The organism is Agrobacterium sp. GW821-FHT14E08 (genome assembly GCF_058803865.1).
On sequence record NZ_JBXAPJ010000003.1, the window covers coordinates 193940 to 205786 of the forward strand.

At 57.9% G+C, this 11847-nt stretch carries 10 protein-coding genes; 2 read left to right on the forward strand and 8 right to left on the reverse strand.

What is annotated here, in order from left to right:
• Window positions 1-14: 14 nt before the first annotated feature.
• Entirely contained in the window at window positions 15-1010 is a 996-nt protein-coding gene (locus AC1ROR_RS13590) for a KpsF/GutQ family sugar-phosphate isomerase (RefSeq protein ID WP_035226776.1), read from the forward strand.
• A gap of 3 nt (window positions 1011-1013) precedes the next feature.
• On the opposite strand, the gene AC1ROR_RS13595 is transcribed toward AC1ROR_RS13590, so the two are convergent.
• The 6 genes from AC1ROR_RS13595 to AC1ROR_RS13620 all read right to left on the reverse strand — a co-directional run bounded on the left by AC1ROR_RS13595 (window position 1014) and on the right by AC1ROR_RS13620 (window position 8085).
• Window positions 1014-1481: an NfeD family protein gene (locus tag AC1ROR_RS13595; protein ID WP_498589715.1), complete on the reverse strand. Its 468-nt coding sequence runs from the start codon at window positions 1479-1481 to the stop codon at window positions 1014-1016.
• A 2-nt stretch (window positions 1482-1483) separates the two neighbouring features.
• Window positions 1484-2530, reverse strand: a complete 1047-nt coding sequence (locus AC1ROR_RS13600; RefSeq protein WP_498589716.1) for an SPFH domain-containing protein — start codon at window positions 2528-2530, stop codon at window positions 1484-1486.
• Between the two features lie 59 nt (window positions 2531-2589).
• Window positions 2590-3624 carry a ferrochelatase gene (gene hemH, locus AC1ROR_RS13605; RefSeq protein ID WP_035226770.1) on the reverse strand — a complete coding sequence of 345 codons (1035 nt, stop codon included), beginning with the start codon at window positions 3622-3624 and terminating at the stop codon, window positions 2590-2592.
• Between the two features lie 348 nt (window positions 3625-3972).
• Window positions 3973-5901 carry a 5'-nucleotidase C-terminal domain-containing protein gene (locus tag AC1ROR_RS13610; RefSeq protein ID WP_498589717.1) on the reverse strand — a complete coding sequence of 643 codons (1929 nt, stop codon included), beginning with the start codon at window positions 5899-5901 and terminating at the stop codon, window positions 3973-3975.
• Window positions 5902-6117: 216 nt separating this feature from the next.
• Window positions 6118-6492 carry an outer membrane lipoprotein Omp10 gene (gene omp10 / locus AC1ROR_RS13615; protein WP_003497694.1) on the reverse strand — a complete coding sequence of 125 codons (375 nt, stop codon included), beginning with the start codon at window positions 6490-6492 and terminating at the stop codon, window positions 6118-6120.
• Window positions 6493-6639: 147 nt separating this feature from the next.
• Window positions 6640-8085, reverse strand: a complete 1446-nt coding sequence (locus AC1ROR_RS13620) for a homospermidine synthase (protein ID WP_498589718.1) — start codon at window positions 8083-8085, stop codon at window positions 6640-6642.
• A gap of 259 nt (window positions 8086-8344) precedes the next feature.
• Here AC1ROR_RS13620 and AC1ROR_RS13625 point away from each other — a divergent pair, with 259 nt between their 5' ends.
• Entirely contained in the window at window positions 8345-9253 is a 909-nt protein-coding gene (locus AC1ROR_RS13625) for a GGDEF domain-containing protein (RefSeq protein ID WP_498589719.1), read from the forward strand.
• Here the strand turns inward: AC1ROR_RS13625 and AC1ROR_RS13630 are convergent.
• Together AC1ROR_RS13630 and AC1ROR_RS13635 are read right to left on the reverse strand one after the other, a co-directional pair.
• Entirely contained in the window at window positions 9250-9885 is a 636-nt protein-coding gene (locus tag AC1ROR_RS13630; protein ID WP_498589720.1) for an aminotransferase class IV family protein, read from the reverse strand. The two genes, AC1ROR_RS13625 and AC1ROR_RS13630, sit on opposite strands and share 4 nt — an antisense overlap.
• Before the next feature lie 99 nt (window positions 9886-9984).
• The gene (locus AC1ROR_RS13635; RefSeq protein ID WP_498589721.1) at window positions 9985-11835 is read right to left on the reverse strand and encodes a M3 family oligoendopeptidase; all 1851 of its coding nucleotides are present in this window, start codon (window positions 11833-11835) and stop codon (window positions 9985-9987) included.
• Between the last annotated feature and the right edge of the window lie 12 nt (window positions 11836-11847).

The following is an 11847-nucleotide window of genomic DNA, read 5'->3' on the forward strand; positions in this document are numbered from 1 at the left end:
AGTAACAGTCGGCCATGATTACGCGCGCCGTCAAACTGGTCGAAGACAATGCCATCGAATCCGCCGTGCGGACGATTTCGATGGAGCGGGCTGGCCTTGCTGCTCTTGAGGACGCTCTCAGAAACGGGCTTTCCGAGCCCTTCTGCAAGGCGATCGAAACCATTGGCCAGTCTAATGGCCGTCTCATCATAACCGGGGTCGGCAAAAGCGGACATATAGGCGCGAAGCTCGCGGCCACCTTCGCCTCCACCGGAACGCCTGCCTTTTTTGTGCATGCGGCCGAGGCCAACCATGGCGACCTGGGCATGATTGGCGGCGATGATGTAATTCTCGCCATTTCCAAGGGCGGTGAAAGCGCCGAGCTGCGCAGCATCATCAACTATTCGCGCCGTTTCTCCATTCCGCTGATCGCGCTGACCTGTTCGGAAAATTCGTCGCTGGCGAAAGCTTCAGATATCGTGCTTCTGGTTCCCAATGAACAGGAAGCCTGCCCGCTCGGTCTCGCGCCGACAACCTCCACATTGATGCAGCTGGCACTCGGCGATGCCCTTGCCGTTGCGCTTCTGGAAGCGCGCAATTTCACTGCCGGTGATTTCAAGGTGTTTCATCCCGGCGGCAAACTGGGCGCCAGCCTCACGCTGGTCAGCGATATCATGCATACGGGCGATCGTGTGCCGCTGGTCGATAAGGGAACGGCCATGCCGGAAGCGGTCGGCGTTCTCTCCCGCAAGCATTTCGGCTGCGTCGGCATTCTGGACGAGGATGGCCGCCTGTGCGGCATCGTTACCGAGGGTGACATGGCCCGCAACCTGTCGCGCAACCTCGCGGAATTGACGGTGGATGACATCATGACCCGCAATCCGAAAACAGTGAAAAAATCGGTGCTGGCGACCAGCGCTCTGGCGACGCTGGAAAAATTTCATATTGGCGCGCTGATCGTGGTGGATGAAGACAACAGGCCGATCGGGCTGGTGCATTTCCACGATCTTCTGCGGATCGGCGTCGCCTGATCGTCAGGATCGGTCGAGTGGTTCTATAACCAAGGTGCGACCGCGTGCGGCTGCGATCCTGACCCGTGTTCCGGCAGGCATATCTTCACCGTTGACGGACCACCACGTATCATCCAGCCTTATCCGGCCACGCCCTTCGACGATCGGTTCCTGCAGGGTTGCCGTGCGACCGACAAGGCTTGCCTCCCGCTGGTTGAGAAAGGGTTCATCGCTGGTGTCCCGGTTCCTGCCGAAATATCTCCGGCCGAGCAGGGCAAAGATGATGGAGAGGGCGGCAAACAGCACGAATTGCAATTGCCATGCCCAGAATGCTGTTTCCCAGAAAAACAGCGAGAGCGCGCCGATGACCAGCGCGGCAAGCCCGATCCAGATCAGGAATACACCCGGAGCGACCAGTTCGGCGGCCAGCAGAATGAAGCCGACGATCCACCAGCTCCATGGTCCAAATTCTGAGGCAAGCCGTTGCAGCATCGTCACTTCTCCGATGAAGAACCGAAGGGATTACCGGGAACTGTAACGTTGATGGTCTGTCCGGAAGACCGTGTTGGCGGCACGGAGCGGGAAGGCGTGGCGGCGGGTGCGGTTGGCGCATCGCCCCTGTCGCCGAACACCTCTTTCGCAATCGTGCCGATACCACCGAGAGAACCAATCAGCGCCGAGGCTTCCATCGGCATCAATACGATCTTCGAATTTTTGGCTGTGCCGATCTCGGCGAGCGCTTCGGTGTATTTCTGGGCAACGAAGTAGTTGATGGCGTGGACATTACCGGCGGCGATGGCTTCCGACACCATGCGGGTGGCGTTGGCTTCGGCCTCTGCCAGGCGTTCGCGCGCCTCGGCATCGCGGAACGCCGCTTCGCGCTGACCTTCCGCCTCAAGAATAGCGGATTGCTTTGCGCCTTCCGCGCGCAGAATCTGGGCGTTTCGCGCACCCTCGGCTTCCAGAACCTGCGCGCGTTTTTCACGCTCGGCCTTCATCTGCCGCGCCATGGAATCGACGAGGTCCTTTGGCGGCGCGATATCCTTGATCTCGATGCGCGTGACCTTGATGCCCCATGGTCCCACGGCCTCATCCACCACGCGCAGCAGGCGATCATTGATCGCATCGCGGTTAGACAGCAATTCGTCGAGGTCCATCGAGCCCATTACCGAGCGGATGTTTGTCATGGTGAGGTTTTCGATCGCCATTTCCAGATTGGAAATCTGGTAGGCGGCCTGGGCGGCATTGAGCACCTGATAGAAGGTGACGGCATCGGCGGAGACACTGGCATTATCGCGCGTGATAACTTCCTGTGTCGGTATATGGAGCACCTGCTCCATAACATTCATTTTCGAACCGATGCTTTCGATAAAGGGTACGATGAGGTTCAGGCCGGGCTCGAGCGTGCGGGTGTAGCGCCCGAACCGTTCAACCGTGTAACGATGTCCCTGCGGCACGGTCTTGATACCGGCAAACAGCACCAGCATAACCAGCACCACCGCTGCCAGAACAACAATATCGAAACCGCCCAATTCAATCATCACATTTCCTCCAGGGTAAGAACCGTCAGGGATTTTACCCCAGTATCGTTATGGCAAGATTACACCCAGCCTTGCAACTCCCGTCGCACAACCTTTTCGAGAACATCCATGCCCTCGGCGCTGTCGTTAAGACAGGGGATATGGGTGAATTTCTCGCCGCCATTATGCAGGAAAATCTCACCGGCTTCACCGGCAATTTCTTCAAGCGTCTCAAGACAATCCGATACGAAGCCGGGATTCATGACGGCAATGCGCTTGATACCCTCTGAAGCGAGCTTTTCCACGGTCTTGTCAGTATAGGGCTGCAGCCATTCCTCCGGCCCGAAACGCGACTGGAAGGTGATCATGAAGTTCTTGTCTGTCCGTCCCAGCGCCTCGCGCAGCAGGCGGGCGGTTTTCTGGCAGTGACAGTAATAGGGATCACCCTTCTTGAAATAGGATTGCGGAATGCCGTGGAAGGAGGTGATCAGCATCTCCGGCTCCCAGTCCAGCGTCGCCAGATGGTTTTTGACAGAGGCGGCAAGCGCGTCGATATAGGCCGGATCGTCATGATAGGGCGGCACGGTGCGAAGCGCAGGCTGCCAGCGCAGCTTCATCAGGTGCTCGAATGCCTTGTCGTTTACGGTTGCCGTGGTCGATGCGGCATATTGCGGGTACAGCGGGAAAAGCAGGATTTTTTCACAGCCCTGTTCCTTCAGCGCGTCGATTTTCGAGGCGATGGAGGGTTGTCCGTAACGCATGGCCCAGTCAACGACGACATTGGGCAAATCCTTCAGCGCCTCTGCCATGAGCTCGCCCTGGCTGCGGGTATAGGTGCGCAGATAACTTTCGTTCCGCTCGTGGTTCCAGATTTCCTCATAGGCCTTGCCGACCTTCTGAGGACGTTTGTTGAGAACGATGCCGTACAGTATCGGATACCAGTAGAGCCGGGACCATTCGATCACGCGTTTGTCGCTTAAGAATTCCGCCAGATAACGGCGCATCGGCCAGTAGTCCGTACCATCAGGCGTGCCAAGATTGACGAGCAGAACGCCGACCTTGCCAAATCTTATGCCGGGATGGTCTACGGGGAGTGCGGATAGTTCTATCGCCATGAATGACACCCTGAAATTCGGACTGTTTGCACAAGAGCTTTCCGTTTGGGAGAGGGCGGAAGGCTCCATCTTTTGTTTTATGCATACCGACGAGAACCCTGACGGATCCTGTCGCAAATGCTTGAGCTATACGCCCCTGTCGTCAATTTGTTCACGTGTTCTAGACGAAATTTTTCAGGATTGAACCACCGGTGGAGGTGATTTCCGGGGCTGGCTGGCAGGCACGATGCCCTTTTGCAAAGTGCGGCCTGTAATGACCTGTTTTTTATAGGAAAATAAGAAGCCGACCCCGTGGTTGAGGGTCGGCTTCCGGTCTGCGGCAAATTGCCCTGTCTGGTCGCTACCGGCTTATTGCGCCGGAAGCTCCAGTTCCTCACCGATCTCGATGTGGTTCGGATGCTTCAGCGTGTTCGCCTTGGCAATTCTGGTCCAGAGAGCGCCGTCGCCATATTTTTCGGCAGCGATCTTCCAGAGCGAGTCACCCTTTTCAACGACATATTTGCTGACGGCAGCAGCGGCTGCCGCAGGCGCAGTAGCGGCCGGTGCGGTGGCAGCAGGTGCCGGGGCCGGTGTGGCGGCTGGAGCAGGCGTGCTTGCTGCAGGCGCCGGGGCGGTTGCAGCGGGTGCCGGTGCTGCGGGTTTTGCCGGAGCCACGTAACCGGCCGGCGTGACTTCGCTGATGCGGCCATCCGTATAGGGCTTATAGGGGCTGTTTGCGGTGATGTAAGCGGCGACTGCCTCTTCGAGGTTCGGGCCGAAGTCATAGGCGTTGATTGCCTTGGTCGCGAAGACCTTGAAGCCGTCACCGCCGGTGCGCACGTAGTTGTTGGCCGCGACGATATAGGTCTTGGCCGGGTCGAGCGGCACGAAAGCGTCCCCTTCCTTGACCTCAACCGAAACGACACGGCTGCCGGCTGGCTTGGAACGGTCGAAGGAATATTTCAGGCCGGAAACCTGCATGAAGCGGCCCGCACCGTCATCGATCTGGCTGACGCCGTTTTCGAGAGCGGCACGAATATCCTCGCCCTTCAGCTGGAAGGTTGCAACGGTGTTCTGGAACGGCAGAACCGTCAGGACCTCGCCCATAGAGACATCGCCACCATCAATGGAGGAGCGCAGACCGCCGCTATTGGCGAAAGCAATGGTGACGCCCTGATCCTTCACACGGGCAAGCGTTGCATCCGCGACCAGATTGCCCATGGAGCATTCCTTGACGCGGCAAATCTTGCGGTCGCCCTCGATCGGACCTTCCGAAGTGCCGACGACCTTGGCTTTCAGCGCCTCGATCGGCGCTTTCAGCTCATCGATACGCTTGAGCGTGGCTTCATCGGGCTTGAAGGAGGAATCGATCAGGATTGGATCGCCCTTGCTTTCCTTGACCACACCGCTGTCATCGAAGACGACGCGCAGGTCGCCGAGATATTTGCTGTATTGGCCGGCCTGAACGACCGGAACCTTGTAGCCGCCGGGATTGTCGACGAGTGTCGGATAGGGGCCTTCGGCCTTCTGGTCGGTGTTGGAAAGCAGGGTATGCGAGTGACCGCCGACTACGACATCCACATCCGGGATTTTCGCGATGAATTCGAGGTCGCGCGGATATCCGACATGGGTGAGGGCGATGATCTTGTTGACGCCGTCCTGCTTCAGCTTCTGCACCTGTTCGCTGATTTTCGCGACGTCTTCGGCAATGGTGATATTGGGACCGGGCGTGGCCAGTTCCGCCGTGTCATTGGCCACGGCACCGACGATGCCGATTTTCTGCCCGCCGACGTCAAGAACGATGGAAGGCTTGACGCGATCGCCGATTTTGGAGGCGGCGGTGGCGACCACATTGGCGGTCACGACCGGAAACTGAACCTTGTCGAGGAAGCCTGCAAGACCGTCCTCGCTATCGTCGAACTCGTGGTTGCCGACGGTCATGGCGTCGAACTTCATGGCGTTCAGCACTTCCGCTTCCACCGTGCCCTTATAGGTGGTGTAAAACAGCGATCCCTGGAAATTGTCGCCGGCATTGAGCAGCAGAACGTTCTTGCCCTCAGCCTTCAGGGCATCGCGGGTCTGATTGATGGCGGTCAGAAGACGGGCGGCGCCGCCGAAGCATTCGTTTTTGCCTTCTTCTTCCGCCGAGCAGGTCGAGTCGAACTTGTTGATCGATTCGATACGGGAGTGAAAATCGTTGATGTGAAGAATGTTGAGCTCGTAGTCGGCCAAGGCCGCTCCGGCTGAAAGCGTTATTGCCGAAACGCTCAGCATGCCCAGTCCCAAAATTTTCTTCATGGTCCCTCTCTCCTGTTCAAAGCGGAAGCCCGGGCCGGTCGATCATCATCCGGCCGTGCTTATTCTCTAATCTGAAAACATGTCAGTCTTTCAAAGCGCGATGTTTCCATTTAGCGGCAGCTGCCGCAAGCGAAATTATGACAGCCACGCAATAAAGAAAAACGCACGCCTGAGGCGTGCGTTCCATAAGGGCATCTCATTGAAAAGGTGATATTATCAGCCTTGACGTGTCAGCGAGAACTGACTGTTCGTGTCTGTCGTGCAATTCAATTGTGACGGGGAGACGAGAGCGCAGTTGACGCGCGACTGCGTATTGCGGACCAGGGACGTCATGTTGATTTCGTAGAGTGTCGGCGAAATCGTGACATAGGTGCCGGAGGCCAGAAGCGTATTGGTATCGGTCGAACGCGTGGAGAAAGCGCCGTTCTGGAATGTCGATACGATGCCGTTACGGTCAATCCAGCGGCCATCGACGGCCGGCCCGCGGGCAAGCGATGGGGCCATCGAGGTCTGCTGGGAGGGACCCGGCGCGACGCATGAAGACACCGCGATGGCGGCTGAAAGCAAAGCAGCGCTTGTCTTGAAGTTCATGAGCCTGTTCTCCTGCGATTCGATAAAACCCTTGTGCTTCGACCATGCCGTGAAGCGTTACTTATTTCAAGGCAACGTTGTTTGCTCTCCCGGGTTCCTGACGTCCCGCATGAAAGCGCCGGCGTGACAAATATGAGACTCCGTCTCTCAGCGCACCAAAATATTGCGGAACTGCCAGGGGTCGGACTTGTCGATATTGTCGGGGAACAGGCCGGGTCGACCATCGAGCGGTGTCCAGTCCGTATAATGTCCCTCGACCGGGCCGAGATAGGGGCGCTGCACCTCGAGGCACCGGCGGTAATCCATTTCGTCCGCCTCAACGATGCCCACCTGTGGGTTCTCAATTGCCCAGACCATTCCTGCCAGAACCGCCGAACTGACCTGCAATCCGGTTGCGTTCTGGTAAGGGGCAAGCGAGCGCGCTTCCTGCAGGCTCAGCCGTGATCCGTACCAATAGGCGTTTTTGTCATGGCCATAGAGAAGAACACCCAGCTCGTCGGCGCCGTCGACCAGTTCGTCTTCGCCGAGCACATGCTGGATCGGCTGGGCCGTGCCGCCATTGCCGAAAAGTTCGTGCAGGGAAAGAATGGCGTCGTTGCAGGGGTGATAGGCATAATGACAGGTAGGGCGGTAGATCACGCCGCCATCGTCATTGCGAAGGGTGAAATAGTCGGAGATCGAGATCGCCTCGTTATGGGTGACCAGAAATCCATATTGCGGGCCCTGGCCCGGGCACCATGTCCGCACCCGCGTATTGGCGCCGGGCTGATCGAGATAGATGGCCGCCTTGCTGCCCTTTTTCTGTTTTTTTGCGTTTTTGGGCATCCAGTTTTCATGCGTTCCCCAGCCGAGTTCGGCGGGTTGAAAACCTTCTGCAATAAAACCCTCGACGGACCAGGTGTTCCAGAAAGCGCCGAAGGGCTTGGGCTCCTTTGCCCGCTGCGTGTCGCGCTCGGCCACATGCACGCCCTTGACGCCAAGCTGTTTCATGAGTTTTGCCCATGCTTCCCGGTCATGCGGCTGCGGCTCCTCGATATCGAGACCCGTATCCCTGGCGAGGTTGATCAGCGCCTGCTTCACGAACCAGGACACCATGCCCGGATTGGCGCCGCAGGTGGAAACCGCCGTGGTGCCGCCCGGTTTGCGCGCCTTTTCCTTCAGCATGGTCTCGCGCAGCGAATAATTGGTTCTGGAGGCATTATCGGCATCGGCGTCGAAATAAAAACCGGGCCATGGCTCCACCACGGTGTCGATGTAGAGCATGCCGTGTTTGCGACAGAGCCGCATCAGATCCACGGATGCGGCATCGACCGAAAGGTTGACGCAGAAGCCCTGACCCTGAACCCCTTTGAGAAGCGGTTTGAGAACCTCCTTATAGTTCTCCTTGGTCAGATGTGTGCGGATATGGCGAATGTTCCTCTCGGCCAGAAATGCTGCGATATCCTCGCGCGGGTCGATGACGACGAGCCGGGTCCTGTCGAAATTGAAATGACGTTCGATCAACGGAAGAGTACCGCGCCCGATGGAGCCGAAGCCGATCATGATGATGGGGCCGTCAATATCGCCGTAAATCGGGTGGTTTGCATCCGTCATTCGTCAATTTTCCTTTTTCAGCCAATAAGTAAGCTAGATCATAAAAGCGTGCCACAATAAAGGGCAGGCGGATGACGGACATATGACGGTGGCGGTGGTGAGATGGCCGCGCGCATCCTTTCCACCACATTCTGCCTCTTCGCATTTTAGATAGTGCGTTTATAATTAGGTTCTTCTTTTCGTATATATGTCCAAAGGCTTGGGGGCTTTGGACGGATGACGATGGGGGAGTTTTTCGCCATCACAGGAGAGTTGCCTGTTGGATAGTCTTATCGAGCGTGTCGCAGCGCTTCAGAGTGCTACCCCCGTTCTTATTGCCCTCTATGATTCCGGGGATCGGTTGCGGCATGCCAACCCATCATTTCGGGAAAGCTTTCAGCTTGCCGCCGGTGATTTCCCGACCTGGGCGGATATCATGCGGCTGAACCAGCGGCTGGGCGCCGGCGTCGTCATCAGAAACAATGATTTCGAGGGGTGGCTGATGTCAGCGCAGTCTCGGCGCGGCAAGCTGCCCTATCGCGCCTTCGAGATGGACATGTATGACGGTCGCTGGTTCTGGATGACGGAGACGGTGCAGCAGGATGGCTGGATGCTCTGCGTTGCAAGCGACGTCACGGAATTGCGCCAGGGCTACAGAGCCCTGCGGCAGGACCGGGATCTTGCGGTGCGCGCCTCGCAGACGGATGAATTGACGGGAACGGCAAACCGGCGTTTCGTTTTTGCGAAACTGGCCCTGCAGGTGGAGCGGGTGGGCAAAGGCCTTGAAGCACCCTTTTGCCTTTGCACCCTCGATATCGATTTTTTCAAGCAGATCAACGATCGTTTCGGCCACAAATGCGGCGATGCGGTTCTGCGCGATTTTGTCGGCATCGCCCATTCCGTTATCCGCCGGGTTGACTGTTTCGGCAGGATCGGCGGTGAGGAGTTCATGCTTGTCCTGCCGCGCAGCTCGGTTTCGGAAAGCCGTGAGATTGTCGAGCGGTTGCTGCAAAGGGTACGCCTTTCAAGACCTCTCGCCGATTTTCCGGATTTTTCCTATAGCTGCTCCGCCGGCATGACGTCTTATCGCATGGCGGAAAGCGCCGACGAGATTTTCATGCGCGCCGATCAGGCGCTTTATGCTGCCAAGGAGAAGGGCCGCGATCGGCTTCTGGCAGTAACGGCTTAGACCAGTTGCGCCGCAATCAATCCATGCAGCGAATTGCCGACGAACAGCCGCCGCCCGGCAATATCCTCCAGTTTCAGCGCCTGTCCCCGTGCCTTGCGCTCACGGATAAGATCAGCGCGCAGGACGCCCGGCAGAATGCCGCTGTCGAGCGGCGGCGTCAGCAATTGCCCGTCCGGCATTTCGACGAAGATGCTGGTGGACGATCCCTCGCACAACTCCCCGCGTTCGTTGAGCAGCAAAACCTCGTCCGCATCCGCGGCTGAAAATTCGGCGCGGGCGGCATCATAGGGCTCGCGGCGCGATGACTTGTGGCGATAGAAGGTATCGGCGGAATCGAGGGTGGTTTGTTTCGCGATGCGGACTCGCCACACCGTATTCTCCTGCAACGGCCGGAAATCAGCCGTTTCGATGTCCAGTTCGCCCTTATAGTTCATGATCAGCTTGACGCAGAGCGGGGTTTCGCCGCCGACCTTCTTTTCCAGAACCTGGACCGCATTGACCGGTGCGCGAAAACCAAGCGCATCGGCCGAGCGCAACAGCCGGCGCATATGCTGGTCAATGCGCTGAAAGCCCGTTTGCGGCTCCCAGCGCAGGGTTTCTCTCAGGGTCAGATCGGCGGGTTTGCGCTTCATTGCCTTTGCTCGTCGCCTGTCGTCATCATTGGTGTCCATACCGGCGATATCAACCGGCAAAGCTTGTCCGAAATAGGATAGCCCTGCCGGCTGGCGAGGTTAAGCCTGTTTATTGTCCAGCGCTTCCAGCTCGTCGATCAGCCCCTCGATCATTGAAAGGCCCTTGTCCCAGAAGGAAGGATCGGTCGCATCAAGACCGAAGGGCTTCAAAAGCTCCGAATGGTGCTTGGTGCCGCCCGCTTTCAAAAGCTCGAAATATTTATCCTGAAAGCCGGTCTCGGCTTTCTGGTAGACCGCATAAAGCGAGTTCACCAGGCAATCACCGAAGGCATAGGCATAAACATAGAAGGGTGAATGGATGAAATGGGGGATATAGGTCCACCATGTCTCATAACCCTCGGAAATCCGGATCGCCGGGCCGAGGCTTTCGGCCTGAATGGAAAGCCACAATTCACCGATCTGTTCAGAGGTCAACTCGCCCTGTTTGCGGGCGGTGTGCAGCTTGCGTTCGAATTCATAAAACGCGATCTGGCGCACGACAGTATTGATCATGTCCTCGACCTTGCGGGCGAGCATGGCCTTGCGTTCTCTCACGTCCTTGGTGTCGTCGAGCAGCTTGCGGAAGGTCAGCATTTCACCAAAGACGGAGGCTGTTTCGGCAAGCGTCAGTGGCGTGGCGCACATCAGCGCGCCCTGGCCGCCGGCCAGCACCTGATGCACGCCATGACCAAGCTCGTGGGCGAGCGTCATCACATCACGCGGTTTGCCGAGATAGTTGACCAGAACGTAAGGGTGGGCCGATGGCACGGTGGGGTGTGCGAATGCACCCGGCGCCTTGCCGGGGCGGGCGGGGGCGTCGATCCATTCCTCATCGAAGAAACGGCGGGCGATATCGGCCATCTCAGGGGCGAAATCGCCATAAGCGGAAAGCACGGTATCCTTCGCCTCATCCCATGGAATGATCGTATTGGACGTATCGGGAAGCGGCGCGTTGCGGTCCCAGTAGTTCATCTGCTCCATGCCGAGCCATTTCGCCTTCATGGCGTAATAGCGATGCGAAAGGCGCGGATAGGCGTTTTTAACGGCGGCAGCCAGGGCATCAACGACCTCGCGCTCAACGCGGTTCGCCAGATGGCGGCTGTCGGCAATGTCTTCGAACTTGCGCCAGCGGTCGGAAATATCCTTGTCCTTGGCGAGCGTGTTGGTGATGAGGGTGAAGACCCGCAGATTCTCCTTGAAGGCGGCGCTCAGCGCTTCCGCCGCCTTCCTGCGGGTTTCCGGCTCCGGCTCCTGGAGCATGTTGAGCGTCACTTCCAGCGGAAGGCTTGCGCCGTCAATATCAAAACGTAGATCGGCCATCGTCTCGTCGAAAAGACGGTTGAAGGCGCTCGCGCTGGTCATCGATTTTTCAAGGAACAGCTGTTCCAGCTGGTCGTCAAGCTGGTGCGGCTTGTCCTTGCGCAAATCCACCAGCCAGGGCCGGTAATGCCCTGCCGCGGCATCATTTGCCATGCAGGCGTCCATCACCGCATCGTCGATGCGGTTGAGTTCAAGCGTAAAGAACAGGAGGTGGGCGGAAATATCCGTCAGTTTCGCCTGCGCGTCGCCGTAAAGCTTGCCGTTTGCCGGGTTCGACGTATCGGAAAAATAGGTCAGTCCGGCAAAGGAGCCGATGCGGCCGATGAGATCGTCCAGCGCTTCATACTCCTTGAGAGCAGCGCCGATGCCGTCGGCGCCCGTCGCCTTTGCGGCGGTCTCAAGCTTGCCCTTCCATTTATCCTCGAAAGCCGTCGCCATCGCCGCAGCCTTCTCGAGATCACCCTTATATTCTGGCGAATCGCCCGACGGATAGAGATCCGAAAGCTTCCAGCCGGGCAGGTCGCCAAGCACGGGACCGGAGGTTTCCGCAAGGGAAAAGACGGGTTGCGGAATGGAGCGATTAAGGGTCATCGGACGTATCCT

Bases quoted from the DNA above. Each gene is read 5' to 3' on its own strand.
- AC1ROR_RS13590 (WP_035226776.1), top strand. From the start codon at position 15: ATGATTACGCGCGCCGTCAAACTGGTCGAAGACAATGCCATCGAATCC.
- AC1ROR_RS13595 (WP_498589715.1), bottom strand. From the start codon at position 1,481: ATGCTGCAACGGCTTGCCTCAGAATTTGGACCATGGAGCTGGTGGATC.
- AC1ROR_RS13600 (WP_498589716.1), bottom strand. From the start codon at position 2,530: ATGATTGAATTGGGCGGTTTCGATATTGTTGTTCTGGCAGCGGTGGTG.
- hemH (WP_035226770.1), bottom strand. From the start codon at position 3,624: ATGGCGATAGAACTATCCGCACTCCCCGTAGACCATCCCGGCATAAGA.
- AC1ROR_RS13610 (WP_498589717.1), bottom strand. From the start codon at position 5,901: ATGAAGAAAATTTTGGGACTGGGCATGCTGAGCGTTTCGGCAATAACG.
- omp10 (WP_003497694.1), bottom strand. From the start codon at position 6,492: ATGAACTTCAAGACAAGCGCTGCTTTGCTTTCAGCCGCCATCGCGGTG.
- AC1ROR_RS13620 (WP_498589718.1), bottom strand. From the start codon at position 8,085: ATGACGGATGCAAACCACCCGATTTACGGCGATATTGACGGCCCCATC.
- AC1ROR_RS13630 (WP_498589720.1), bottom strand. From the start codon at position 9,885: ATGAAGCGCAAACCCGCCGATCTGACCCTGAGAGAAACCCTGCGCTGG.
- AC1ROR_RS13635 (WP_498589721.1), bottom strand. From the start codon at position 11,835: ATGACCCTTAATCGCTCCATTCCGCAACCCGTCTTTTCCCTTGCGGAA.